This window comes from Paenibacillus sp. J23TS9, assembly GCF_018403225.1.
GTDB lineage: Bacteria > Bacillota > Bacilli > Paenibacillales > Paenibacillaceae > Paenibacillus_AQ.
The window spans coordinates 637690-663754 of the sequence record NZ_BOSG01000003.1 but is presented as its reverse complement, the minus strand read 5'-3'; the positions used below and the strand labels follow the sequence as shown (position 1 = coordinate 663754).

The 26065-nt window shown below is 45.9% G+C and carries 23 protein-coding genes and 1 rRNA gene; 14 read left to right on the top strand and 10 right to left on the bottom strand.

Going from position 1 to position 26065, the window contains the following annotated elements; genetic code table 11:
- The 3 genes from KJS65_RS21475 to gyrA all read right to left on the bottom strand — a co-directional run.
- Window positions 1-362 (bottom strand): 16S ribosomal RNA (locus tag KJS65_RS21475); the annotation flags it as partial.
- A 326-nt stretch (window positions 363-688) separates the two neighbouring features.
- Window positions 689-1786: an HD-GYP domain-containing protein gene (locus tag KJS65_RS21470; RefSeq protein ID WP_213651864.1), complete on the bottom strand. Its 1098-nt coding sequence runs from the start codon at window positions 1784-1786 to the stop codon at window positions 689-691.
- Window positions 1787-2019: 233 nt separating this feature from the next.
- Entirely contained in the window at window positions 2020-4578 is a 2559-nt protein-coding gene (gene gyrA / locus KJS65_RS21465) for a DNA gyrase subunit A (RefSeq protein ID WP_213651863.1), read from the bottom strand.
- Between the two features lie 516 nt (window positions 4579-5094).
- On the opposite strand from gyrA, the gene KJS65_RS21460 reads away from it, so the two are divergent.
- The gene (locus KJS65_RS21460; protein ID WP_213651862.1) at window positions 5095-5922 is read left to right on the top strand and encodes a YheC/YheD family protein; all 828 of its coding nucleotides are present in this window, start codon (window positions 5095-5097) and stop codon (window positions 5920-5922) included.
- A 63-nt stretch (window positions 5923-5985) separates the two neighbouring features.
- Here the strand turns inward: KJS65_RS21460 and gyrB are convergent, their stop codons facing one another.
- From gyrB to dnaA, 6 genes are all read right to left on the bottom strand, one after another.
- Window positions 5986-7899: a DNA topoisomerase (ATP-hydrolyzing) subunit B gene (gene gyrB, locus KJS65_RS21455; RefSeq protein WP_213651861.1), complete on the bottom strand. Its 1914-nt coding sequence runs from the start codon at window positions 7897-7899 to the stop codon at window positions 5986-5988.
- A gap of 79 nt (window positions 7900-7978) precedes the next feature.
- Window positions 7979-8230, bottom strand: a complete 252-nt coding sequence (gene remB, locus KJS65_RS21450; RefSeq protein ID WP_136607534.1) for an extracellular matrix regulator RemB — start codon at window positions 8228-8230, stop codon at window positions 7979-7981.
- Window positions 8231-8242: 12 nt separating this feature from the next.
- Window positions 8243-9355, bottom strand: coding sequence for a DNA replication/repair protein RecF (gene recF / locus KJS65_RS21445; protein ID WP_213651860.1), 1113 nt, complete (start codon window positions 9353-9355; stop codon window positions 8243-8245).
- A 61-nt stretch (window positions 9356-9416) separates the two neighbouring features.
- Window positions 9417-9635 carry a S4 domain-containing protein YaaA gene (gene yaaA, locus KJS65_RS21440; RefSeq protein ID WP_213651859.1) on the bottom strand — a complete coding sequence of 73 codons (219 nt, stop codon included), beginning with the start codon at window positions 9633-9635 and terminating at the stop codon, window positions 9417-9419.
- Between the two features lie 39 nt (window positions 9636-9674).
- Complete coding sequence (gene dnaN / locus KJS65_RS21435; protein ID WP_136607531.1) at window positions 9675-10817, bottom strand: DNA polymerase III subunit beta; 1143 nt, start codon at window positions 10815-10817, stop codon at window positions 9675-9677.
- 202 nt (window positions 10818-11019) lie between these two features.
- Entirely contained in the window at window positions 11020-12366 is a 1347-nt protein-coding gene (gene dnaA, locus KJS65_RS21430; protein ID WP_136607530.1) for a chromosomal replication initiator protein DnaA, read from the bottom strand.
- A gap of 720 nt (window positions 12367-13086) precedes the next feature.
- Between dnaA and rpmH the strand changes: the two genes are divergently transcribed.
- The 12 genes from rpmH (at window position 13087) to KJS65_RS21370 (ending at window position 25113) form a co-directional block, all read left to right on the top strand.
- Entirely contained in the window at window positions 13087-13221 is a 135-nt protein-coding gene (gene rpmH / locus KJS65_RS21425; protein WP_039295761.1) for a 50S ribosomal protein L34, read from the top strand.
- Between the two features lie 288 nt (window positions 13222-13509).
- Window positions 13510-13860 carry a ribonuclease P protein component gene (gene rnpA, locus KJS65_RS21420; RefSeq protein ID WP_136607529.1) on the top strand — a complete coding sequence of 117 codons (351 nt, stop codon included), beginning with the start codon at window positions 13510-13512 and terminating at the stop codon, window positions 13858-13860.
- Window positions 13861-13933: 73 nt separating this feature from the next.
- Window positions 13934-14830 (top strand): YidC/Oxa1 family membrane protein insertase, encoded by an 897-nt coding sequence (locus KJS65_RS21415; protein ID WP_213651858.1) that lies wholly within the window; start codon window positions 13934-13936, stop codon window positions 14828-14830.
- Window positions 14827-15531 carry an RNA-binding cell elongation regulator Jag/EloR gene (gene jag, locus KJS65_RS21410; protein ID WP_213651857.1) on the top strand — a complete coding sequence of 235 codons (705 nt, stop codon included), beginning with the start codon at window positions 14827-14829 and terminating at the stop codon, window positions 15529-15531. Before KJS65_RS21415 ends, jag begins: the two co-directional genes overlap by 4 nt.
- A 211-nt stretch (window positions 15532-15742) precedes the next feature.
- On the top strand, window positions 15743-17119 hold the full coding sequence (gene mnmE, locus KJS65_RS21405; RefSeq protein ID WP_213651913.1) for a tRNA uridine-5-carboxymethylaminomethyl(34) synthesis GTPase MnmE: 1377 nt from the start codon (window positions 15743-15745) through the stop codon (window positions 17117-17119).
- Window positions 17120-17168: 49 nt separating this feature from the next.
- On the top strand, window positions 17169-19055 hold the full coding sequence (mnmG, locus tag KJS65_RS21400; protein WP_213651856.1) for a tRNA uridine-5-carboxymethylaminomethyl(34) synthesis enzyme MnmG: 1887 nt from the start codon (window positions 17169-17171) through the stop codon (window positions 19053-19055).
- A 3-nt stretch (window positions 19056-19058) separates the two neighbouring features.
- A complete protein-coding gene (gene rsmG / locus KJS65_RS21395; protein ID WP_213651855.1) occupies window positions 19059-19778 on the top strand; it encodes a 16S rRNA (guanine(527)-N(7))-methyltransferase RsmG in 720 nt (239 codons plus the stop codon).
- A 622-nt stretch (window positions 19779-20400) separates the two neighbouring features.
- Window positions 20401-21216 carry a nucleoid occlusion protein gene (gene noc / locus KJS65_RS21390; protein ID WP_136607524.1) on the top strand — a complete coding sequence of 272 codons (816 nt, stop codon included), beginning with the start codon at window positions 20401-20403 and terminating at the stop codon, window positions 21214-21216.
- Window positions 21217-21577: 361 nt separating this feature from the next.
- Complete coding sequence (locus KJS65_RS21385; protein ID WP_136607523.1) at window positions 21578-22339, top strand: ParA family protein; 762 nt, start codon at window positions 21578-21580, stop codon at window positions 22337-22339.
- Window positions 22332-23171, top strand: a complete 840-nt coding sequence (locus tag KJS65_RS21380; RefSeq protein ID WP_213651854.1) for a ParB/RepB/Spo0J family partition protein — start codon at window positions 22332-22334, stop codon at window positions 23169-23171. Before KJS65_RS21385 ends, KJS65_RS21380 begins: the two co-directional genes overlap by 8 nt.
- 197 nt (window positions 23172-23368) lie before the next feature.
- On the top strand, window positions 23369-24523 hold the full coding sequence (locus KJS65_RS21375) for an aminotransferase class V-fold PLP-dependent enzyme (RefSeq protein WP_213651853.1): 1155 nt from the start codon (window positions 23369-23371) through the stop codon (window positions 24521-24523).
- Window positions 24524-24612: 89 nt separating this feature from the next.
- A complete protein-coding gene (locus tag KJS65_RS21370; protein ID WP_136607520.1) occupies window positions 24613-25113 on the top strand; it encodes a DUF4446 family protein in 501 nt (166 codons plus the stop codon).
- Here the strand turns inward: KJS65_RS21370 and yyaC are convergent.
- Window positions 25088-25693, bottom strand: coding sequence for a spore protease YyaC (yyaC, locus tag KJS65_RS21365; protein WP_213651852.1), 606 nt, complete (start codon window positions 25691-25693; stop codon window positions 25088-25090). The genes KJS65_RS21370 and yyaC overlap by 26 nt on opposite strands.
- A 112-nt stretch (window positions 25694-25805) precedes the next feature.
- Here yyaC and KJS65_RS21360 point away from each other — a divergent pair, with 112 nt between their 5' ends.
- Entirely contained in the window at window positions 25806-26060 is a 255-nt protein-coding gene (locus KJS65_RS21360; protein ID WP_136607518.1) for a putative Se/S carrier protein, read from the top strand.
- Window positions 26061-26065: the final 5 nt, after the last annotated feature.

Below are 26065 nucleotides of genomic sequence, written 5' to 3'. Positions count from 1 at the left end.
GCCTCCCGTAGGAGTCTGGGCCGTGTCTCAGTCCCAGTGTGGCCGTTCACCCTCTCAGGTCGGCTACGCATCGTCGCCTTGGTGAGCCGTTACCCCACCAACTAGCTAATGCGCCGCAGGCCCATCTGTAAGTGACAGATTGCTCCGTCTTTCATTATCTCTTCAGGAGAAGAAATAAATTATCCGGTATTAGCTACCGTTTCCGGTAGTTATCCCAGTCTTACAGGCAGGTTGCCTACGTGTTACTCACCCGTCCGCCGCTAAGTATCAGAGAAGCAAGCTTCTCATCAACTCCGCTCGACTTGCATGTATTAGGCACGCCGCCAGCGTTCGTCCTGAGCCAGGATCAAACTCTCCAAGAAAGTTGATAGCTCATTTTGAAACTGACGAGATTAAATCTCATTTGTGCTCCACCATCGATTCAGCCAGAAGGCTGGAACCCGATGATTTCGCGTTTCGGCTTTGCAAGCAAAGCCTGTATCTCACTCGTTGTTCAGTTTTCAAAGATCAAATTCTTTCGTTTTCGAAGCCGCTCAGTTAGCTCAGCAGCAACTCTTATAATATATCATGTCTTTCGTTTAAATGCAAGCTTTTTTTTGAAGCGTTATTGAAAGCTGCATTCTATTGAATCTCGCCCTCAGAAGGACAAGAAATAATATAACACAGCTTTATTAACTAAGTCAACTATTTAATTTGAAGATATCACTTCATCAATATAAAGATGTCTTTGCTGTACCAGATTAACAATCTCTCCTGCTACGGAAACCATAGGCCGTGTCGGATTATTGCGGTCTGTAAAGACAACTTCACCGACCTGATCATTACTGAGACGAACCATCGTACCGTTATGAAATTCAGTCGCCTTTTGAATAAAGGTTTGAACCAACGCAGGATCAAGTTTCCCGAACGCCTCAGAGTGAATCTGCTCTAACACTAAATATGGAGACTGAGACTTCCGGTAAATACGGTTGAGTGTCATGGCGTGAAAAATGTCTGTAATGCCGACGATTTTGGCATAGACATGAATCTTACTTCCATCAAGACGCAGCGGATATCCCGAGCCATCCACTTTTTCATGATGCTGAAGCGCGGTAAGCCGGACCCCTTCATTGATAGCTGTTACATTCTTAAGTATCTGGTAGCCATAAGTCGTGTGTCTGCGCATTTCCTCAGACTCTGCAGCGGACAGCGGCTGCGGCTTGAATAATATTGCCGGATCCACCTTGGTATTGCCAATGTCATGAAATAAACCGGCAAAGGCGGCCTGCATCCAATCCTTTTGCTGAAGCCCGCTCCACTTGGACAGCAGATAAGAAGAGAGCGCGCATAATACGGCGTTATGGTAAATGTAATCATACTCATTCATTGATCTTGGGGTGAACATCAAAGGATTATATTCCTTGATATGCACAATTGTCGCTTCCAACTGGTTGCGCAGCTCATAGATCGGCAGATCGGCTGCGATAACCGATTGATTCGCGCTTTTCACGAGCAAAAGCAATTTGTCGTATTCATCATGAAACGTGGAGTTTTTACTTGATACCACCTGTTCGGTTGGAGCCTTCTCATTCAATAGACTTTTTTGAGCAGGAGGCTTTGATCCATTTCTTGCGTCTGCATCACTTACGTCAACCTCGACATACTGAACCATGAAGGCTCGCAGTATATCCAAGTCGCGCGGAAGCAGAACAGTGCCTTTATGCAGCAGTAGTCCTCCAAGGGAGGTATGTACATCTTTTGACAGCTTAATACCGGGTTTCAATTCCAAAATAGATATGCTGGCCATAACGATTACCTCGCTAACTTCCACAAATAAAATATGGCAATATACCCCATTATATTACGTATGTTAAGCCTGTACAATCTATAATGCTGCGAGTACTGAATGTCTGCCTTACGATATAAGTAGCACCATCAGATGATACAGAGGAAATTATTCATTCTGATCTAATCACCCAGACACAAAAAAAGAGCATGACTCTTGAGTAATCAAAAGCCATGCTCTTTTCAATTTATGATTTATTCTTCGTCCGGAGAATCCCCCGTGCCAGCTTCTGCTTCGCTTTCAGTGGCTTCTGCAGGCTCCTCGCCTTCAGCAGGTAGGCTGATGCCGTTCTCTTCGAACTCGGCACCTTCCTCATCATCCTCAGGCTCATCGCTCTTATCAGCACGGCATACCGTTGCTACAAAGTCGTCTTCGCGGATGTTGATCAGCTTCACACCCTGCGTATAGCGGCCCATGATGGAGATTCCTTCAATACTTGTGCGGATCAGGGTTCCGCTGGATGTAATAATCATCAAATCTTCATCCGGTTTTACAACCTTCAAGCCGACAACCGGTCCATTCTTCTCGGTCACGTTCATCGTCTTGATTCCCTTACCGCCACGAGTCTGCGAACGGTAGTCGCTGAGCGGTGTCCGTTTACCGTAGCCCTTGGCAGTTACAATCAGAGTATCCAGTTCTTTATCGACAACATCCATGCCAATGACCTGGTCATCGTCATCCAATGTAATGCCTTTGACACCGGTGGCACTGCGTCCCATGGAGCGTACATCGCTTTCCGAGAACCGGATGGACATCCCCTGTGCCGTACCCATGATCATCTCCCGCTGGCCGTCGGTTAATTTAACCTCAATCAGCGCGTCATCATCACGGATATTAATTGCAATCAACCCGCCCTTGCGGATATTCACGTAATCCTCAAGCGGTGTCTTTTTGACAATACCGCTCCGGGTGACGAAGAACAGGTACTTATCACTTTCAAATTCCTCTACCGGAATAACAGCGTTTATCGTTTCCCCTTGTTCTATCTGAATCAGGTTAATGATTGCTGTTCCCCGCGCGGTGCGGCCTAGTTCCGGAATTTCATACGCTTTGAGACGGTATACCTTACCTCTGTCGGTAAAGAACATCAGGTAATGGTGAGAATTGGTTACAAACAGATGCTCAACAAAGTCCTCATCCTTCGTATCCATTCCCACAACCCCGCGTCCGCCACGTTTTTGGCTGCGGTAGGTATTAGCCGGCAGGCGTTTGATGTAGCCTGTATGCGTGATGGTGATAACCACTTCCTCACGCGGAATCAGGTCTTCATCCAAAATGCTTTCTTCGCCAATGGTAATTTCCGTCCGGCGCGCATCAGCAAAACGTTCCTTGATTTCAAGCAGTTCGGTACTGATGATCTCGAGAATGAGATGCTCATTAGCCAAAATCTCTTTGTACTCTGCAATTTTGACCATCAGTTCCTGGTATTCATTCTCGATCTTATCGCGTTCCAGTCCAGTCAGACGCTGCAAACGCATTTCGAGAATCGCCTGGGTCTGCTCATTGCTGAGTCCAAAGCGCTCGATCAAACGTTCACGTGCAATATCCGTTGTTTGGGAACCGCGGATAATTGAAATCACTTCATCAAGATGATCCAAAGCCACACGCAAGCCTTCAAGAATATGTGCACGGGCCTCGGCTTTTTTCAGATCATATTCTGTCCGTCGGCGAATAACCTCGACCTGATGCTCCAGGTAGTAATGCAGGACATCCCGCAGGCTCAAGACTTTCGGTTCATTTTTCACAATCGCCAGCATGTTGATACCGAAGGTGGACTGCATCGCTGTATGTTTGTACAAGTTATTCAGCATCACGCTTGGATTCACATCGCGGCGCAGTTCAATGACGATTCGCATACCATTTCGGTCGGATTCGTCCCGCAGATCAGTAATACCATCAATTCTTTTTTCACGCACCAGCTCGGCAATCTTCTCAACCAAACGTGCTTTATTCACCTGATAAGGGAGCTCGGTTACGATAATGCGAGCTTTATTGTTGTTTTCCTCTATTTCCGCTTTGGCCCGCATAGTTACGGAGCCGCGTCCGGTTTCATAAGCTTGGCGGATTCCCGAGCGCCCAAGTATATAGCCGCTTGTCGGAAAATCCGGTCCATTGATATATTCCATCAAATCCAGCGAAGTAAGATCCGGATCCTTGATCAGGGCAAGCGCCCCATCAATGACTTCGCCCAGGTTATGCGGCGGAATATTAGTGGCCATCCCGACGGCAATACCCGATACACCGTTGACCAATAGGTTCGGGTATCTTGCAGGCAGCACAACCGGCTCCAGCTCTTCGCCATCATAGTTTTCAGTAAAGTCGATCGTTTCTTTGTTAATATCACGCAGCATCTCCTGCGCAATTTTAGAGAGACGTGCTTCGGTATAACGCATAGCCGCCGGAGCATCACCGTCAACAGAACCAAAATTACCGTGACCTTCGACGAGCATATAGCGCATCGAGAAATCCTGAGCCATCCGTACCATGGTCTCATATGCAGGCACATCACCGTGCGGATGGAACTTACCGATGACCTCACCGACGATTCTGGCCGATTTTTTGAACGGTTTATCCGGAGACAAACCAAGCTCAGACATCGCATATAGCACGCGCCGGTGTACCGGCTTGAGTCCATCCCGCACATCCGGCAAAGCCCGGCTTACAATGATGCTCATCGCATAATCCATAAAGGATTCGCGCATTTCTACACCAATGTCCCGCTCCTTAATCTGGGGATTTTTTTCTTCCGCCATGGTGAAGACCCTCCTCCATTTCACTTACAAACACATCTATATTCAATCTAAACTAAAGATAAGTGGCTGCTAGCCTTGAAGGTCAATCTGTTTCAGAGCCTCGTGCAGCACGAACTTTAGTTCTATACAAGCATAAAACGGCATGCCGCATTCCGCCGGTTACCCGAGGAAAGCAGTACCGTTCGATGATCCCAATTACGATAAATCCACTAATCTTTATTATATTACTTTCACAAAAAGAGCACAATTAAACGTTTGGATTTTTACTCCGCTAATAACCGCCCAACTTACCTGCTTGTAGGGATTCGCCCTACCTTCTTTTTCCTCTCAACATATACTAATAGGCAAAAGGAGCTGTTTTTTCGGGACTGAGCTTTAAAATCACGGCATCTTTATATTATACCATTCATTTGCTCCCTTGTCCTATGTTTTGCGCATTCCTTTGTCCATATGATGATCTCTCAAGGCAGCCCTGCTGCCTGTTCATTTCAACTTTCGCGGAAAGGATGAAATATATTGGCTATACAGCGTGTTTCAAGCAAATGGGCTAAAACGAAAGTACTTTTACGTAATAGGCAAATCACACGCTATGTTCCCCTCACCTTAAAATATTCGCATGATACCTTGATAGAAATGCTGAATAATCATTCACTCGTATATATTAAGCCCGATATCGGCACTTACGGTAATGGGGTCATGTGTGTGGAACGTCTGGTGACACCTGAACAATCCGAGCAAGACGACTCACCGACTAATCCGGAGTATTACAACCTGCATTTTAACACCAGCCGCGAAGAATTTTATAACCTCAATGATCTCCATTCCGCTATCCTCAGACGCACGCAGCATAAGCTTTATCTGATACAACAAGGTATTACCAAGTTGAAATACAAGGAGCGTTCCTTTGATTTAAGAGTCTTGACGCAAAAGAACACATATGGCAGCTGGGAAACGACTGGTATTATCGGACGCGTGGCGGCCAAGGATAAAATCATTACCAACTACCATAGCGGCGGAAAGATTAAGATGCTGGACGAGGTACTGAGAGAACATGCTTCCCAGGAACATATCAATGCGCTTGAAAAAGATTTGTATAACCTCGGTGTGGACACGGCCAGACAACTGCAAAAGGATTATCCCAAACTGCAGGAGATCGGACTGGATGTCGCAATCGACAAAACGCTGTATCCCTGGATTCTCGAAGTGAACACGCTGCCCGCACTCTTCCCTTTCAAAAAGTTTTTCAAAGATAAAAATGTATACCGGCGGATTGAGCGCTATGCCATTGCCTATGGGCGACTCCCGGCTCGCCGGAAGGAAATCCGCAGTAAATCCAAAGCCTGAAGCGCTGCACACAAAAAGAAAAAGGTGCCTTGACAGGCACCCTCTTGGTGTTTCACTTCGAAATTAGATATCCAGATTCTTCACATGTCTGGCATGCTCATGAATGAAATCACGACGCGGCTCGACATTGTCACCCATCAGCGTGTCAAAAATCATATCCGCCTGCATGGCATCCTCGATAGTTACCTGCAGCATCGTCCGGCTCTCCGGATCCATGGTTGTTTCCCATAACTGCTCAGGATTCATCTCGCCCAGACCTTTGTAGCGCTGAATATTAACTTTAACATTTTCTCCGAATTCAGCGATAATTTCATCGCGCTCTTTCTCGGAACCTGCGTAGCGAATCGTTTTATTGCGCTCAATTTTGAACAAAGGCGGCTGAGCGATATAGACATACCCCGCTTCAAGGAGCTGCCGCATATACCGGTAGAAGAATGTCAGCAGCAATGTACGAATATGCGCTCCATCGACATCGGCATCGGTCATAATGATTAGCTTATGGTAACGGGCTTTGCTGATTTCAAAATCCTCATCGCCAATCCCTGTTCCCATGGCTGTTACCATAGCGCGGATTTCCAAATTGGACAGAATTCGGTCCAGACGGGCCTTTTCTACGTTCAGAATTTTACCGCGAATCGGCAGGATCGCCTGGAAATGACGGTCACGTCCCTGCTTGGCGGATCCACCAGCGGAGTCACCTTCGACGATATACAGCTCACTTATAGATGCATCCTTGGAGGAGCAGTCCGCAAGCTTACCTGGCAGGGCACTGATCTCAAGCGCGCTCTTACGGCGCGTTAACTCGCGTGCTTTACGCGCAGCTTCACGGGCACGGGATGCCTGAAGTGCTTTTTCCAGCACTCGTCTAGATACAGACGGGTTCTCACCCATAAATTCCTGGAGCTTCTCGGAAAATAGAGATTCCACGATGCCGCGGACTTCACTGTTACCGAGCTTAGTCTTCGTCTGACCCTCGAACTGAGGCTCTGGAATTTTGACGGAAATAATCGCCGTTAAGCCTTCACGAACATCATCACCGGACAAGTTGGCATTACTATCCTTAATCATGCCGCTCTTGCGGGCATAGTCATTGATGATACGTGTTAATGCGCTCTTGAAGCCAGATTCATGCGTACCGCCTTCATGCGTGTTGATGTTATTGGCAAAGGAATAAATATTTTCGGTATAGCTGTCATTGTACTGCAGCGCGATTTCGACCTGGATCATGTCGCGTGAGCCTTCAACGTAAATCGGCTGCTCATGAAGCGCCTCTTTCTTCTCGTTCAAATATTTGACGTATTCAATAATGCCGCCTTCGTATTTGAAATAGTTCGAGGCTCCTGTCCGTTCATCGGTCAGTGTCAATGCAATGCCCTTATTCAAGAATGCCAGCTCTCTGATCCGTGTCAGCAGCGTATTGTAATCATATTCAGTCGTTTCTGTGAATATTTCCGGATCCGGCAGGAATGTAACGGTCGTTCCATGATCATCAGAATCACCGACAATTTTAATATCATACTGTGGAGCGCCGCGATGATATTCCTGTTGATACACATGACCATCACGTCTGACCTGTACAACAACCTTGGACGAAAGTGCGTTAACGACAGAGACGCCCACGCCATGCAAACCGCCGGAAACCTTGTATCCCCCGCCGCCAAACTTACCGCCTGCATGCAGAACGGTCATAACGACTTCCAGGGTGGATTTTTTCAGCTTGGCATTCTCACCGACCGGAATACCCCGTCCATTATCAATAACCGTGATGCTGTTATCCTTATGAACGATGACCTCGATATGATCACATATGCCGGCCATAGCTTCGTCGATACTGTTGTCCACCACTTCCCATACCAAATGGTGAAGACCTTTGGCGCTGGTAGATCCGATATACATACCAGGACGTTTACGGACGGCTTCCAGACCCTCCAGAACCTGAATCTGACTCTCATCATATTGCGGTTGATTCATAGACATGCCTGTCACCTACTTCTATAAATTCTATATCTGCTGTTACGAATCCAAATGGTTTGAAAACAAACGTGATTCTTGTATGTCAAGCGTTGGCCACGAACACCTTTGCCCGCTTCTTGAGTGTGGATGAGGAAATCGGGGAGTAATAGACAGTGCTTTTCGTCACGACGATGGACTTGGCTTCCTCTTCGCCGATATATTCCACATTCTTTTGCTGACAGGCGTGGCTGGCAAACTGCTTCGATATTTTCGAGGATTTCTCAATCGATATGTCAAAAATAGCGACCAATTCCGCGGATCGGATAATTCTTTCACCGCCTAGATGAATATACATAGTCCCAACTCCTTAAGAACCAACGTGTCCATCATGGACTTGATAAATATTGGCCTTCTTCAGTTTATCCACATTCAGGCTCTCGACCCCAGTCGCGGTAATAAAGGTTTGTACCTTGCTCTGAAATGTCTCGATCAGCTGTGTTTGGCGGTAAGGGTCAAGTTCAGATAGCACATCATCCAGAAGCAATACAGGATACTCTCCGATCTCTTCCTGAATCAGTTCAATTTCCGCCAGTTTGAGAGACAGTGCCGTCGTGCGCTGCTGTCCCTGAGATCCGTAGGTATGAACTTCCCTGCCATTGATGTAAAAGGCCAAATCATCACGATGAGGCCCGGCAAGTGTCATACCGCGCCGAAGCTCCTGATCCTTCAGTTGTGATAATTTTAACATAAATTGTTCAAAAAGATAAGCTTCATCTTCCTCCACCTCTTCACCAAACGACGGAAGATAGACAAGCTTCAGGTCTTCGCTGCCGTTCGTAATGCCATGGTGGATGGTTTCTGCCCATCGTTGCAGCTTTACTATGAATTGTTTCCTCTTTTTTATTATTTTAACACCATGCTCTGCCAGCTGCTGATTCCATACTTCCAAGAGCCCTTGCTGCGGCTTGTCTTTACCCCACATTTGCTTGAGTAAATTATTACGCTGATTCAATACCTTTTGATACTGCTGCAGATGATACAGGTACCCGGGTTGAACCTGGCCGATTTCCATATCAAGAAAACGCCGGCGCACACCAGGCGTTCCCTTCACAATTTCCAGATCCTCAGGCGCAAACATCACCACATTCAGCGATCCGATAAAATCACTCAGCTTACGCTGCTCGAGGCCATTGATTTTTGCCTTCTTCCCCTGTGGGGATAAATTCAGGTCGAGCGTCAGCGGCCCGTACTTTTTCTCCACGACCGCTGACAGATGCGCATTTTTATCCTGAAAAGAGATCAGCTCCCGGTCTCTTGAGGTGCGGTGGCTTTTGGTCAGCGCGAGGACAAAGATCGCCTCCAGCAGATTGGTTTTCCCCTGGGCGTTCTGCCCGATCAGCAGGTTGACATCGCCGAACGATTCCAGCTGCAGCGCCTCATAGTTACGATAATGCTGCAGACTGATGCTTTTTACAAACACTGTGCTTCCTCCTCATCTCCTGCCAAACGCCACTTATAGCTGCGGCTTCGAGAGGGGCATATCAGGACTGGCGGGCCACCGTAAATTCACCGCAGTCTTCCACTTTTATCTGATCGCCGGGATACAGCTTGCGTCCGCGGCGTTCCTCAGTTTCACCGTTCACAAGAACCTGGCCTTCTTGCAGCAGAGCCTTTGCCATTCCGCCTGTGGATACGCAATTTGCCAGTTTTAAAAATTGATCAAGCTTAATATATTCACTGTGGATAACTATTTCGTTCATCGGTAACGCCCTTCCTGTGCATAAGTTCAAGATGCTATTTTAGTTCGTGGTCCGGTAAGGAAGAATGATGTACGAGCTTTGGCTGTCATCCATCGGTTTTAAGATAATGGGACTCATCATGCCGGTAAAGGCGATCATCAGCTGCTCGCTTTCCACGATTTTCAGCACATCCAGCATATATTTGGAGTTAAAGGAAATACGCAGCGGCTCCCCTTTAAAATCAATAACTTCCAGTTCTTCGCGAACCTTTCCAAGCTCGGACGAGCTGGAGGAAATCTCTATGCCCCCATTTTCCATGGTTTGCAGACGTACAATATTCGTTTTTTCTTCACGGGACAGCAAATAAGCGCGATCAATCGATTCACTTAATTTTTTTGTGTCCAAAACGAGTTCTGTTTTGTAGCTTGTCGGAATAATTCTAGAAGTATCCGGATAAATACCGTCCAGTATACGGGAATAGAATAACACACGGTCCAGTTTGAACAGAACCTGATTGTCCGCTACGACAATATCCACCAAAGCATTTTGATCGGGAACGATCTTGCTCAGTTCGTTAAGTGTTTTACCAGCAATAACGACATTGCCGAATTTCACTTCTTCCGTTCCGTCCATATGGGCTGAGCGTGTCGCAAGACGGTGGCGGTCTGTAGCGGTAAATTTCAAGTCATTATTCTCCAGGTTCCAAAGAACGCCTGTCAAAATCGGTGTCGTTTCCTGGGTGGAAATCGCAAATACCGTCTGACGTATCATGTTCTTCAGCAGTACACCCGGAATGGAAATGGTCTGATTGCCTTCGATGTCAGGAAGTACAGGGAATTCCTCGGGATCAAGGCCTACCATCTGAATTTCTGTGGCACCGGAAGAGATAAAGGTTTGGAAATTCTCTTTAACCTCCATTTGGACTTCTTGGGAAGGAAGCTTTTTGATAATTTCCACAAAGAATTTGGCAGGCAGTACGACGCTGCCGGTTTGTTCTACCTGAACGATTGTCCGGTTGTCATCCTCTGCAGGAATAAACGACTGGATAGAGATATCCGTGTCGCTGGCGGTTAAAGTGACGCCCTGATGTGTCACATCCAATTTAATACCACCGAGGATCGGAATGGTTGTACGGCTGGATATGGCCTTGGATACATGCTGAATGGATTCGTTAAGGACATTTTTAAGGATGTTGATCTTCATCTTTTCACTCCTAGCAGGAATTTCGGGCTGATGGCGAGTAGGCTTTTGGAACTCGCTGTGCGCAGCTCTTATGATATATATTTATATATTTTAAATAATAGTAATAGCAGTAGGGGCACTGAATATGTGGATAAGCCCGACAAGTCCAATAAAATGAAGCCTATCCACATGTGTATAGATTGTGCATAGGCTTTGAACTTGTTCAGGTTGGATTTTTGATTTTTTCTGTAATATTATTGACCACTTTATAGAGATCCTGATCATTCTTAAGCGATTGGGTTATTTTCTCATGCGCATGGATCACCGTAGTGTGGTCCCGGCCTCCGAAAGCTTCCCCAATTTTGGGCAGGGAAAAATCCGTCAGCTCGCGCGAGAGATACATGGCAATTTGACGCGGGAAGGCAACGGCTTTTGTCCGTTTGCGTGCCTTAAAATCCTCGAGTTTCAAATTATAGTATTCCCCAACCTTTTGCTGAATGTCCTGAATCGTGATCATTCTTGGTCGGCTGGAAGGAATGATATCCTTCAGCGCTTCGGCAGCCAGATGCGTAGTGACATCCTGATTGGTAAGCGACGAATAGGCGACGACCCGGATCAAGGCACCCTCAAGTTCACGGATGTTGGTATCGATCTGATTGGCGATATACATCATGGCTTCGTTCGGGATATCGAGATTTTCGGCCTTCGCTTTTTTCCGTAGAATGGCGATTCGCGTTTCCAAATCCGGCGGCTGAATATCGGTAATTAGTCCCCATTCAAAGCGGGATCTTAGCCGGTCTTCGAGCGTTGGAATTTCCTTTGGCGGTCTATCACTGGAAATGATAATTTGCTTTTGTTCCTCATGCAGCGCGTTGAATGTATGGAAAAATTCCTCCTGAGTCGATTCTTTCCCAGCAAGGAATTGAATGTCGTCAATCAGTAGTATATCCACATTGCGATACTTGTTTCGGAAGCTTTCCGCACGGTTATCGCGGATGGAATTAATGAATTCATTCGTGAATTTCTCGGAAGAAATATACACGACACGGCTTGCAGGATTGTGCTCCAGGATGTAATGGCCAATCGCGTGCATCAAGTGTGTTTTTCCCAGTCCTACTCCCCCATATAAAAATAAAGGATTGTAAGCTTTTGCCGGCGCCTCGGCGACGGCGAGCGATGCCGCATGGGCAAACCGGTTCCCGGATCCAATAACGAACGTATCAAAGGTGTATTTGGGATTCAGCATATGAGTAAATGCTTCTTCTTGGGTCACCTGAGGCATTGGAGTGGGCTGCTGGGGAACGACTTCTGCAGGCTTGTTCTCTTCGATGACGAATCTCACGTCAACCTGTTTGCCAAGCACTTCAAAGATCGTCGAACTGACGAGTTTGGTATAGCGGCTTTCCAACCATTCAACAGCAAAAGTCGTAGGCGCGGAAATGACAATGGAGTGGTCACTCATTTGGATTGCTTTCGTTGCTTTAAACCAGGTGTCGAAGCTTGGCTTGCTGAGCTTGGTATGAATAATTGATAGGATTTGCTGCCATAATTCGGAAGTATGGCTGTCCACAGACTGTCACTCCTTTAAATCTTCCAAATGCGGCCTTGGCCTCCGCTACTTGAGTGGAATTGTCGAAAAAAAATGAATGCTGCTGAATTTTATCCCCAGTTTCACGGAAGGAGAAAATAAAAAAAAGTGGACAAATAAAAATTGTTCACAAGTTTATCCACAGCTTGTTGATAATATTGAGGGTGAAAACAGATATTCACATCCAAAAGTAATATAATCATAGCAAAAGAATCCCTTTTTATCAATGTATGCGTCCATTTTATCCACAAATTCAATAAGTTGTGTATAAATATTATTCACAATACTATATATTGTTTATAATTTGTTTAAGTTTCGACAGCATCCTTAAAATTTCCAAATTAGTTGTGCACAGCTTGTGCCGGAAAATAGAAAGGTTCGACGATTTTTGTGAACAAGTGGATAAGTGCGATCTGTGGATTTAAAGAGTGAACATTTCGCCTTGCCTGTGGAAAACTCTTTGAACCATCAGAGGGATGTGCCAGAAGCGTAAAATGTGAATTTTCTTATATATAGGAATGGTGAAAATGGATAAAATGAGGGAGGATCGTCCCTTTGCTTGAAAATTTGATATATAATGAGGGAAGGGATCAGTTGACTTTTAGGCTATGGCGTGGTTAAATGTAAAAAGGCATTTTCTGTGTAAATGAAAATGAATTTAACCATAAAGGTTATGAGATCCTGTAAGGGGGTGTGCAATACATGAGACCGACATTTAGACCGAATGTGAGCAAACGCAAAAAGGTTCATGGTTTCCGGAAAAGAATGAGCACGAAAAACGGCCGTAAAGTGCTGGCAGCTCGTCGCCTGAAAGGCAGAAAAGTATTGAGTGCGTAAATTTCGTGCATGAAGACCACTGCGGTGGTCTTTTTTTCTTCAATTTTGCAGGTTTGCGATGTCTTTTTCTGCGTTTTGAGCTATAGATTGGTTTCCAGGAGAGTAAAAAGAGGGAAGAGTGTATAGGATATCCGGTGGTTTATGATGACTAAGGGATGTCGATACTGTTTTATGAAGCTTCCTTATATTATATGAAGTAAAAATTTCAAATATCTTTTTTATGTTGAGAATGCTTTAAATAAATGACCGCTTGAATAAAGAGGGCGGATGGGCAGGCAGGGGATACGGTTGCACAAAAGTTTACGTTTACGAAACCGAGCGGACTTCAGCCGCGTATATCGTCATGGGAAGTCTTTTGCGAACCATCAATTTGTCGTGTACTGGTTCCGCAAAAAAGAGGTAGAGAAATTTCGAGTGGGGATTTCCGTCAGTAAAAAGGTTGGCAATGCGGTTGTCCGCAACCGAATGCGCCGACTCGTCAAAGAGATTGTCCGTCATCAAGAGGATCGGCTGATTGAGCATGTGGATCTTGTTTTTATTGTCCGCAAAGGTGCCCTGGATATGCCTTATAAGGATTTGGAAAAGAGCATCCTCCACGTGCTGCGGAAAGCATCATTACTGCGGCCTCCGGGACGGTGAAAGTTGGTTTCTTTGTCCAATTAATTATGTTATGATTTACGTTGAACGGAAGTGTTCAGAGAGGGGTTATGAAGTGTCGCTATTCAAGACGAGACGAGGCAGGAAATGGATCCTCCTCATTGCTGTCATGCTTGTTGCCATGACGGTTCTTACGGCATGCGGTTCCAATTCGGTAACCTATACTACAGAAGATATGAGAGCCACCGGTAGTTTCTGGCAGAAAAATGTTGTTTATTATTTCTCGTATGCACTGGATACGTTTGCACATTGGTTTAATGGTGAGTATGGACTAGCCGTCCTCGTGATGGTGATTATCGTGCGGACGATTATTTTGCCGCTATCGATCAAACAGGTTCGCAGCTCTAGAGCCATGCAGGCTGTTCAGCCTGAGCTTGCCAAAATCAAAGAAAAGTATAAAGATAATCCGGAGAAGCAGCAGCAGGAAACGATGCGCTTGTTCCAGGAGAACAAGGTCAATCCGATGGCGGGCTGTCTGCCGCTGATCGTTCAGATGCCTGTATTTATCGCTCTCTATAATTCGATTATTCACAATAAATATTTGTATGAACATTCATTCCTATGGCTCCAGCTCGGTAAGCCGGACCATACGTTTGTACTGCCGCTGCTTGCTGCAGCAACGACATTCCTGCAATCCAGAATGATGATGAAGATGAACCCGAGCCCGCAGCAGGGGGCTATGCAGTTCATGATGATGGTGTACCCGGTACTGATCTTCTTCATGTCGTACCAGTTCCCATCCGCACTGCCACTGTATTGGTTCTTCAGTAACTTGTACACGATCATTCAGAACTATTTCTTATACCGCAACCACAAGCCCGTTGCCAATGTAGCGGCCGTGTCTTCCGCCGGTGGCGGTAACGGCAAGGGTGGAAAGAACAACAGCCAAGGCAGTAAAGGTAACAAAGGCAACGCGGGAAAAGGTAAAAAGGAGGCTAAAAAATCTAAATGAGCAAAGTCGTCGCATCAGGAAAAACCGTTGAAGAAGCTGTAAGACAAGGGCTGTCCCAGCTCGGGGTAAGTCAGGACCGTGTTACGGTCAATATAGTATCGCAGCCGTCAAAAGGATTCCTGGGACTGATTGGTGTCAAGGAAGCAAAGGTTGAGCTAACACTGCTGCCTGTGCCTCCATCCATGCCAGTCAAGACGGCATCAACATTGCCATTAGATCCGGTTTCGCCGGTGGCCGAAGAAAAGAAATCCGAGCTTGATCCCTATGATGAAGCCGTTCAGTTTATCATAGATGTCGGTAAAAGTATGGGACTGGACGTCACCGTAGACGTGCAGCACACCAAGGATGTAACGACGCTTCATATATTCGGACCCGATTTGGGACTGATCATTGGCAGAAGGGGACAGACCCTGGATGCACTGCAATATCTGGCCAACATCGTGGCCAACCGTTATGCGGACAGCTACATCCGTATCGTGCTGGATGCTGAGAATTTCCGTGAGCGCCGTAAGAAAACGCTGGAGGAATTGGCGGACCGCCTGGCGGGCCGTGTGATTCGTTCGCACAAGGAGGTTGTCCTTGAGCCGATGTCACCGCAGGAACGGAAGGTAATTCACTCCAAGCTGCAGGATCACCCGCAGGTGAAGACATACAGCAAAGGGGAAGAGCCAAACCGGCGTATCGTCATTACATTAAAGTAAATGGGATTGTTCTAATCCTGAGATGAGACATGATGTGCAATGACTTTACTCAGCTTTCATAGCTGATGAAGTCATTGCTTTTTTCGTAGATAAGGAGCTGTTCATTCGTACTTGAAGTCATTGCTTTTCTCGAACTGGATAGGATAGAGATAAGTGAATAAGTGATGGAACATGCAGATGAAAATGACAGCAGGAAAAAGAGGTGAAGATGTTGCTTAGCGATACAATAGCAGCCATTTCGACGGCAGTGGGGGAGGCAGGCATCGCGGTTATCCGTGTGAGCGGTCCTGAATCCATCGCCGAAGTGGAGAAGATTTTTCATAGTAAAACCAAGCTGACAGAGGCGGTAACGCATACCGTCCATTATGGACATATCATCGATCCTGATGGCGGTGAGCGGGTGGAGGAAGTTCTCGTCACGGTAATGCGTGCACCCCGTTCTTTTACGACAGAGGATGTAGTAGAGATCAGTACACATGGTGGCGTCATATCGGTGAAAAGGGTAATGGATCTGCTGCTGCAGCAGGACATCCGTTTAGCTGAACCCGGCGAATTCACCAAGCGGGCCTTTTTAAATGGGCGTATTGATTTATCCCAAGCCGAAGCAGTTATAGATTTGATTCGTTCCAAATCTGACAAGGCCTTCTCCGTGGCATTAAAGCAGGTAGAAGGAGCCTTATCCGACCAGATCGGACAGCTGCGTCATACGCTGGTGGAGACGATGGCCCATATCGAAGTGAATATCGATTACCCGGAGCATGATGTAGAGTCCCTCACAGCCGATTTTATTAAGGAAAAAAGCACAGAGGTTATGCAGGGCATCACGAAGCTGCTGAAGACAGCAGAGCAGGGGAAGATTCTGCGTGAAGGCATTAACACAGCTATCATTGGACGGCCGAATGTTGGGAAGTCCTCACTGCTTAATGCCCTGGCTCATACGAACCGCGCAATTGTAACGGATATTCCGGGAACAACACGGGATGTGATAGAGGAATTCGTTACAATTAATAATATTCCGTTGAAGCTGCTGGATACTGCCGGTATCCGGGAAACCATGGATGTCGTTGAGAAGATCGGTGTGGAGCGCTCTAAACATGCGGTGACAGAGGCCGACTTGATTTTGCTTGTTTTGAATGCAAACGAGCCGCTGCATGAAGACGAATTGGCATTAATGGAACAAATCCGCGGTAGACAATCGATTGTTATTATGAATAAAATGGACTTACCTCCAAAGCTTGATAAGGATGTCCTTTCGCGTTATTATGCGGAGGAATTGATCGTACCTATGTCTGTGAAGACTCAAGAGGGGATCGATGCGCTGGAAGCTGCGATTTCAGAGCTGTTTTTCAGTGGAAGTATTGAGTCCGGGGATCTGACGTATGTCAGTAACGTGCGTCATATTGCACTGCTCAAGAAGGCAATCAAGTCGCTGCAGGATGCCTATGATGCGGCCGAGCAGTTTATCCCAATCGATATGATTCAGATTGATGTGCGGCTCGCTTGGGAGCAGCTGGGTGAGATCATTGGAGATACGGCATCGGATACCCTGCTGGATCAGATTTTCTCGCAGTTCTGTTTAGGCAAATAAGGAATGACTTATATAGATTCACTTTTAAAAATTAAAGGAGGTTTTATTCATGAGTTTTGATGGCGGCAGCTATGATGTGATTGTCATCGGTGCGGGTCATGCCGGCTGTGAAGCTGCCCTCGCTGCAGCCCGAATGGGAAGCAGCACGCTGATGATTACGATAAATTTGGATATGGTTGCTTTTATGCCCTGCAATCCTTCGATTGGCGGACCGGCGAAAGGCCATGTGGTTCGTGAGATTGATGCATTGGGCGGGGAAATGGGTCGGAATATTGACAAGACTTATATTCAAATGCGCATGCTGAACACGGGGAAGGGGCCGGCTGTCCATGCCCTGCGTGCTCAAGCGGATAAATTCCTGTATCAGCACACCATGAAGGAAACGATGGAAATGGAACCGAATCTCACCATGCGTCAAGGTATGGTTGAGGAGCTGATTGTAGAAGATGGTGTATGCGTTGGCGTGATTACCAAAACAGGCAGCGCCTATAGAGGTAAATCGGTCGTTTTGACCACAGGTACCTATCTGCGCGGCAAAGTAATTATGGGTGAAATGACGTATGAGAGCGGTCCGAATAATCAGCAGCCTTCGATTAAGCTGGCTGAAAATTTGCGTCAGCTTGGCTTTGACCTCGTTCGATTCAAAACCGGCACACCTCCGCGTGTTCATAAATCAACCATAGACTTTTCAAAAACGGAAATTCAGCCTGGAGATGATAAGCCGAAGTTCTTCTCTTATGAGACGAAGAGTTCCGATAACGAACAGCTTCCTTGCTGGCTGACATACACCTCCCTGGAAACGCATCAGATTATTAATGCGAATCTCCACCGGGCTCCGATGTTCTCCGGAATCATTGAAGGAACAGGACCACGGTACTGCCCATCCATTGAGGATAAAATTGTTCGCTTCAGCGACAAGCCGAAACATCAGATTTTCCTGGAGCCGGAAGGCAAGAATACGTCTGAATATTATGTCCAAGGACTCTCCACCAGTATGCCGGAGGATGTCCAGCTTGCGATGCTTCGTTCCATTCCGGGTCTTGAAAAGGTTGAGATGATGCGTAACGGCTACGCGATTGAATATGATGCTGTCGTTCCAACTCAATTATGGCCTTCGCTTGAAACTAAAATGATTCCGGGATTATTCACAGCAGGGCAAATCAATGGTACTTCCGGTTATGAAGAGGCTGCCGGACAGGGAATCATGGCGGGCATTAATGCAGCACGTCGGGTACAAGGCAAAGAGCCAGTCGTTCTCGATCGTTCGCAGGGATATATCGGTGTTCTGATCGATGATCTGGTTACGAAGGGTACCAATGAGCCTTACCGCTTACTCACGTCACGTGCAGAATACCGCTTGCTTTTGCGTCATGACAATGCAGATGTACGCTTAACACCAATTGGACATGAGATCGGTCTGATTTCCGATGAACGTTTTGCCAGATTCCTCGATAAGAAGGAGAAGGTAGAGCAGGAGATCGAACGCTTGCATGCAGCTAAGGTAGGGCCATCGCATGTAAACGAAATGCTTGAACGGCATGGATCTGCACCTATTCAGGATGGAAGTAATCTGCTTACCATTCTGCGTCGTCCGGAAATTAGCCATGACCATATTGAAGAAATCTCGCCATCTCCATATGACCTGACAGAAGAAATGAAGGAACAAGTGGAGATACAAATTAAATATGCCGGTTATATCGAGAAGCAGCTTATTCATGTGGAACGTTTGAAAAAGATGGATAAGAAGAAGATTCCGGATACGATTGATTACAATGAAATTGAAGGCATAGCTATTGAGGCTCGGCAGAAACTATCAAGTATCCGTCCCATTTCAATTGGTCAGGCTTCCCGCATATCGGGGGTAACGCCTGCGGATATTTCGATTCTGCTGGTTTATCTGGAGCATTATAACCGGGTAACAGCCGCAAGAGGTTAATATATGGATCATATACAAGAGGCATTTACTCAGCGTCTGCTTGAAAAGGGAATTGAGATTAGTCATTCTCAGTTAGATCAGTTCGAAACGTATTTTAAAGAGCTGGTGCTTTGGAATGAAAAAATGAATCTCACCGGCATTACAGATCGGGAACAGGTCTATACCAAGCATTTTTATGATTCTATTACCCTTGCATTCTATGTGGATATCAAAAATATTAGGACAATGGCTGATATCGGCTCAGGTGCTGGGTTCCCTGGAATTCCGCTTAAAATATGTTTCCCTCATCTTAAACTGACCATCATTGACTCATTAAACAAGCGAATTAACTTTCTGAAGCATATCGTGCAAGAGACTGGACTTGAGCATGTTGAACTCCTGCACGGGCGCGCAGAGGATTGGGCACAGAAACCGGGCCACCGCGACAGCTATGATCTGGTCACTGCCCGAGCTGTCGCCAAGCTCGCGGTGCTGAATGAATTCTGTCTTCCTTATGTTAAGGTGGGCGGTGTATTTGCAGCGATGAAGGGAAGCAATCCTGAGCTGGAAGTGAAGGAAGCTTCCCACAGTTTGAAAGAGTTAAAGGGCAAACTTAATCGTGTTGAAAATTTTGTGCTCCCTGTTGAAGAATCAGAACGTCATATTATCATTATTGATAAAACAGGCCCGACACCACGGAAATATCCCCGAAAAGCAGGAACGGCTCTTAAAACACCGTTATAATGATTGAAGTGTTACTAATGAATTGAAATTGTTTTCTGAGTTTCATAGAAAAAGAGATAAAGAGGAATGTTTCACGTGAAACATTCTTCTTTTTTATGGGCAATCAACTTAATTCAATCCACTCTTAGTTACTCTAAGGGAGAATTGAAATGGTTGCACTATTCTGGAAAAAGAGATGCTTCCCTTTCCTATTTCAAGTTAAACTTAAAAGTACTCATTGGAATGCCCTGTATTCCATATTTTCTAACGTAATTCACTCCACAAATTTGGTTAAAAGCGGGAATTCATGAAGCTCCGTGGGACTTGAAGGCACTTGAAAAAATAAGTGTCCAGCAGGAAAAAAAGAAGACTTTGGAGAATAGGATTATATGAAAAAAAGTGGTAGAATAGAGAGAGTTGTTGAGGCTAGGCTATAATATCAATTTTACGTAACGGTTGACCGGCGCGCAGGGCGCTTGATGTGTTTATCTTATAAGTTGATTTTGGGATAAACATGCAGCTTGAAAGCGGTATAAAGGCAGATTTTAATACTCGAGAATTCGATGCAAGTCGATTGCTGTGAATGATGCTGACCAAGCGCTTTGCCAAAGTGCTATTACGAAATTAGGTGGTAATATACGGAATGAAAGAACAATTTTCTAAATTGTTTGGTTTGACGGAGCGAAACAACGGTGATGAAGTGAAACAAATTCCGGTGGGAGAGATTGTTAGCAGTCCATATCAACCCCGCACGATTTTTGATGATGAGAAGATTGATGAGTTATGTCAGACCATCAAAACTCATGGTGTTATCCAGCCGATTGTTGTTCGTGTTCGCAATTCCAAATATGAGATCATTGCCGGAGAACGGCGCTGGCGTGCTGTAACGAAACTGGGGATGGAAACAATCCCTGCGATAGTTCGCGAATTTAATGATTCCCAGGCTGCTTCGATCGCGCTAATTGAAAATCTGCAGCGTGAAGGTCTGACATCCATTGAGGAAGCGGTAGCTTACCAGAAACTGATCGACCTTCATCAATTGACTCAGGAAAGCCTCGCACAACGTCTCGGGAAGAGCCAGTCGACCATAGCCAATAAAATCCGTTTGCTTCATCTGCCTGAAGAGGTGAAGACAGCTCTTATGGAGCGTAAGATTACAGAACGGCATGCGCGTGCACTGCTGTCTCTGGATACCAAAGAGCTGCAGCTTAAGCTGCTATCTGAAGTAATCTCCAAAGAACTGAATGTTAAACAAACGGAAGCAAGAGTTGCTTACTATAAAGAAGCATCTAAGATCAAGAAGTCTAAACGTATTTCTTTTACTAAAGATGTACGTTTGGCGTTGAATACAATCCGTCAATCCATTGATATGGTTTCTGACTCCGGGTTGTCTATTAAAACGACAGAAAATGATCGGGAAGACCATTACGAAATCGTGATCCAAATTCCCAAGCGTTAATACATGTTGCAGCTGCGGCTCGTAAGGCCGCTTTTTTTGGCCGATGGTATAGGAGCAAACGGCTTCTGTTAAGCCCCGCATAGAGGGGAAGGAGCGGTTTGCATTTTGCTGTATAGCCGCTTTTAAGCAAATAATGATGAGAAAATTGATGCTTGTGGTTCCAGGCTCAGGATTTCCTTTCGCAAGGAAAAATGCACTCGTGCAGGGCGAAGCCGTTTCAGCTTGTATCTGGAAAGACGGATCTGGATGGTTGTCTCATCTATGATGTTTCTTCCAGGATATATGCAGCCAATTGTTTTGCTGTATAACATAATCCCGTGACCTACAAGATGAGTTTTCATACACAATGAGGTGAAATTGAGTGTCCAAAATCATTGCCATAGCAAATCAAAAGGGCGGAGTAGGGAAGACTACAACCTCCGTCAATCTCGGTGCAGGTTTGGCTTCACTCGGTAAAAGAGTGCTGCTTGTGGATATTGACCCGCAAGGCAATACCACGAGTGGAGTGGGTGTGAATAAAGCTGATGTTGCCAATTGCATTTATGATGTCATCATCAATGAAGTTCATCCCAAGGAAGCGATTCTTGAGACACAGGTCGAAGGACTGCATATTATTCCGGCAACCATACAGCTGGCAGGCGCGGAAATTGAATTGGTTCCTACCATTTCACGGGAGCTTCGTTTGAAAAAATCGCTTCAACTCGTGAAGGCTAATTATGATTATGTTCTGATCGACTGCCCTCCATCTTTGGGGATATTAACAATTAATTCATTAACTGCGGCTGATTCCGTGATCATACCGATTCAGTGTGAATATTACGCCCTGGAAGGCTTAAGCCAACTTCTTAATTCTGTGCGTCTGGTACAAAAACATCTGAATACATCGCTTAAAATTGAAGGTGTCCTTCTCACCATGCTGGATGCTCGGACAAACCTTGGAATCCAGGTTATTGAAGAAGTTAAAAAGTATTTTCAAGAGAAGGTATATCGTACGATTATTCCGCGGAATGTACGCTTGAGTGAAGCACCATCCCATGGACAATCGATTATGACATATGATCCTCGTTCTAAAGGTGCGGAAGTTTATTTAGAGTTGGCAAAGGAAGTGATTTCTTATGAATAAACGACTGGGCAAAGGTCTCGATGCTTTGATCCCTTCCCTTTCCATCAATGATGATGACAAAATCGTGGAGATTCCACTCAGCCAACTGCGCGCGAATCCATACCAGCCACGAAAAGATTTTAATGAGGAGTCTATACAGGAATTAGCTGAATCCATCCGTCAGCATGGCGTTATTCAGCCCATTATTGTGCGCAGTGTGTTGAAGGGATATGAAATCATTGCCGGTGAACGCCGGTTCCGCGCCTCGCAATTTTGTGGGAAAGCCACGATCCCTGCAGTTGTTCGGAGCTTCAGTGATCAACAGGTTATGGAAATTGCATTGATTGAAAATCTGCAGCGTGAGAATCTGAATGCGATGGAGGTTGCGGTTGCTTACCAAGGGTTGATGGATCAGTATTCGCTTACCCAGGAAGAGTTATCTCTCAAGGTAGGGAAATCAAGATCACATATCGCCAATTTTCTGAGATTGCTATCGCTTCCAGATGAAGTGAAGGATTATGTTTCACGTGGAACATTGTCTATGGGACATGCGCGTGCCATTGTAGGATTGAAAGATCCGGCACTCATTAAACAACTTGCCAAGCAGTGTGTAGCAAATGAGTGGAGTGTCAGAGATCTGGAGGAAGCTGTTAAAAGCTTGGATCGGAAAGCAGTGGACAAGAACAAAGTTAAAGTGAAAAAGCGTGATCCCTATATCGATAATCTGGAAGAATCTTTACGCGAAAGATTCAGAACAACCGTCAAGATAAAGCAAAGTAAAGACAAGGGTAAAATTGAATTAAACTATTACAGCAAACAGGATCTGGAACGACTGTTGGAGCTTTTGCAGTAAGAGTGATCTTATGGTAATGCCAAGGTGACATGTCCGGCTGTATCCCTGGTAGGGGAAAAGGATATGTCATTCTCTATTTCCAGGGAGTAAAGCGAATCAGGTTATAAGAATAGCCTGCTGCTTCATTCCACGAGTGATGTCCTAATAAAAGGAAAGTACTCTGTAATGGAAGTAATGATTCGAAGGAGGGACAACTTGTGAAGCCCATTGTTTATTTGGACCATGCCGCCACATCGTGGCCTAAGCCTCCTGAGGTCATGAAGGCGATGCAGATTGCTATGGAGGAGGCTGCAGCCAATCCTGGGCGTGGAAGCCATCAGATGGCGGTCAAAGCAAGCAGAGTGCTGTTTGAGACACGTAGGGTGCTGTCCCGATTGTTTGGGGTTCATAACCCGAATGATGTGGTATTTACACATAACACAACAGAAGCTTTGAATCTGGCAATCAAAGGACTGCTTCATAAAGGTGACCGGGTTGTTGCGACTATGGTTGAGCATAACTCCGTTAGAAGGCCATTGGAGTTTTTGAAGAGAACTCTCGGGATTGAGGTAGAATATATTCCGGTAAATGACCAAGGCGAGCTGGATATGCTAAGGCTAAAGGCGGCATTAACAAAGCGTCCCAAATTGGTTGTTTGCAGTCATAGCTCCAATCTGCTTGGCAGCATTTTGCCCGCGGCAGAGATCGGAGGACTGGCACATGAGCAGGGTGCTGCATTTTTGCTCGATGCTGCTCAAAGTGCGGGTTGTCTTGATATTGATGTCAATGCTATGCATGTGGACCTGCTGGCATTTCCGGGACATAAGGGGCTTCTTGGTCCTCAAGGAACGGGCGGATTATACATATCCCCATCCATTGATCTAGAGCCCTTATTGCATGGAGGGACAGGGAGTCAGTCGGAGGAAAAAGAGCAGCCCGTGGTTCGTCCCGACCGGTATGAAGCAGGAACGCCTAATACGATGGGAATCGCAGGCTTGAAGGCTGGTGTCGAGAAGGTCTTAGAGATGTCCCCACAGCAGATCTATAAACATGAGTGGGACTTAACACAGCGGATTATCGAAGGCATCCAGAATATAGAAGGTCTGCGAATATTGGGCCCGGAAAAAGGCAAACCCAGAACAGGAATTGTTTCATTCGTGTCTGATGAACGGGATTCCAGTGAAATCGCCTTCCAATTGGACCGGGAATATGGTATTGCTGTTCGTGCAGGCATGCATTGTACTCCGCTGGCGCATGAAGCCGCGGATACGCTGCAGACAGGTGCGGTTCGAGTCAGTGTAGGAGTGGATACCTCAATCAATGAGGTGGATACACTTATTGATGCAATAGAGGTAATTTTCAATAAAACATAAGAGGACTCATGGGTAAATGCGTTGTCGGTGGTCAGCGGAAATAAGAAATAACCGGTTAGATCAAGAATGAGGAAAAGGAATGAACAGCAATGTCGGACTTGAATAGTTTAATCATGGAACAACTGCAGTGGTTTATCGGCGGGGTAATACTCCTCATTTTGATCTTGCTCGTTATGGTGCTTACACAAGGTGCGAAGCTTAGAAAAATGCGCCGCAAATATGATTTGATGATGGCAGGGAGTGGAGTTGAGAATCTCGAGACCCTGCTGATTGATTTGAAAGTGCAAATGGACTCCGTTGAGGATGAGCAGGAGGAGCAGCGCAAATCATTGGAAATTCTCCTAACCAAACTGCAGCAGGTAAAGGGGCAGGTTGGCATCAAACGTTACAATGCGTTTAGTGATCAAGGAAGTGATCTGAGCTTTTCACTTGCGATTATGGATGAAAAGAAAAATGGAGTTGTCATTTCAGCTCTTTACAGCCGTGACAGCTCCTATGTATATGCCAAACCGCTTGCGGCAGGCGAATCGACGTATGCCTTATCTCCGGAAGAAGTGGAAGCGATCAGTCTAGCCGTGCAACAAGGGTAGAGCGTGATTTCCACTCTTGAATCGCGGAGTGGAGACTGGTCGCAATAATTTCAGATAAACGGACAACCAGACTTAACCGTGTATTTTGCAATACAAAATATTCCATGAAGCCGCCGACATTAACGATACCAGTCAAATGGATATCGCCAACCGGCGGCAATTCTTTATGTACACCTGCACCGGGTTTCAAGGGGCCGCTGGCGACCTGGATGCAGCCCACACTGGTGGACTGACCGAGACAAGCATCGATACCAATGACAAAAGGATTGTCATACAGAGCATAGATGGAGGACAATGTTTCCTGCAGATTTACGGCATGAACAGGCTCCTCCAAAGTGCCGAACAGATGAAACCAAGGGCTTTTATAGCGTGCCAGAGCTGTCCCCACCAAAGGACCGAGACAATCCCCAGTAGAACGGTCAGTGCCAATACATACAATAATGACCTGCTGTTTTTCTTCAGCCTGGGATAAGTAAAACAAAAGACGGTGGATGATAGCAGAATGGATTTCAGGGTCAGTATGTGGTATTTTTAAGCATGAAAGCTGCTGTTGCTGGGAAGGGTTAGGCAGCTGAGTCATAGAATCTTCCTTTCAAAAATGCAATTGGTAGTATCTAGTATATGGACGGTTGCATGTTTTTATACTTCCCGGGACAAGCAATTTATTTGAGCGGAAGGCGGGCCTTGAAGAAATGGAATCGTGGATGTTGATTGCCTTCGACTCGACGCAGCAGGCGCTTCGAACTGAAATGCTGCTGGAGTATGCGGATATTGAAATAGATCTTTTTCCTACACCGAAGACCATTACGGCGGGCTGTGCTTTATCCATACAATTTCCCAAGGATGAGCTTGCATCTGTTCAGCAAATCATTGTTCAGGAGCATGTGGATATCAGAGGAATCTACTACAAAGACAATCATGATAGATATATAAGCATCGAAGGCTAGGAGGT

Excerpts from the sequence above, each read along its gene's own strand:
- KJS65_RS21470 (WP_213651864.1), bottom strand. The coding sequence starts at position 1,786 with ATGGCCAGCATATCTATTTTGGAATTGAAACCCGGTATTAAGCTGTCA.
- gyrA (WP_213651863.1), bottom strand. The coding sequence starts at position 4,578 with ATGGCGGAAGAAAAAAATCCCCAGATTAAGGAGCGGGACATTGGTGTA.
- gyrB (WP_213651861.1), bottom strand. The coding sequence starts at position 7,899 with ATGTCTATGAATCAACCGCAATATGATGAGAGTCAGATTCAGGTTCTG.
- remB (WP_136607534.1), bottom strand. The coding sequence starts at position 8,230 with ATGTATATTCATCTAGGCGGTGAAAGAATTATCCGATCCGCGGAATTG.
- yaaA (WP_213651859.1), bottom strand. The coding sequence starts at position 9,635 with ATGAACGAAATAGTTATCCACAGTGAATATATTAAGCTTGATCAATTT.
- dnaN (WP_136607531.1), bottom strand. The coding sequence starts at position 10,817 with ATGAAGATCAACATCCTTAAAAATGTCCTTAACGAATCCATTCAGCAT.
- rpmH (WP_039295761.1), top strand. The coding sequence starts at position 13,087 with ATGAGACCGACATTTAGACCGAATGTGAGCAAACGCAAAAAGGTTCAT.
- jag (WP_213651857.1), top strand. The coding sequence starts at position 14,827 with ATGAGCAAAGTCGTCGCATCAGGAAAAACCGTTGAAGAAGCTGTAAGA.
- mnmG (WP_213651856.1), top strand. The coding sequence starts at position 17,169 with ATGAGTTTTGATGGCGGCAGCTATGATGTGATTGTCATCGGTGCGGGT.
- rsmG (WP_213651855.1), top strand. The coding sequence starts at position 19,059 with ATGGATCATATACAAGAGGCATTTACTCAGCGTCTGCTTGAAAAGGGA.
- noc (WP_136607524.1), top strand. The coding sequence starts at position 20,401 with ATGAAAGAACAATTTTCTAAATTGTTTGGTTTGACGGAGCGAAACAAC.
- KJS65_RS21380 (WP_213651854.1), top strand. The coding sequence starts at position 22,332 with ATGAATAAACGACTGGGCAAAGGTCTCGATGCTTTGATCCCTTCCCTT.
- KJS65_RS21370 (WP_136607520.1), top strand. The coding sequence starts at position 24,613 with ATGTCGGACTTGAATAGTTTAATCATGGAACAACTGCAGTGGTTTATC.
- yyaC (WP_213651852.1), bottom strand. The coding sequence starts at position 25,693 with ATGACTCAGCTGCCTAACCCTTCCCAGCAACAGCAGCTTTCATGCTTA.
- KJS65_RS21360 (WP_136607518.1), top strand. The coding sequence starts at position 25,806 with ATGGAATCGTGGATGTTGATTGCCTTCGACTCGACGCAGCAGGCGCTT.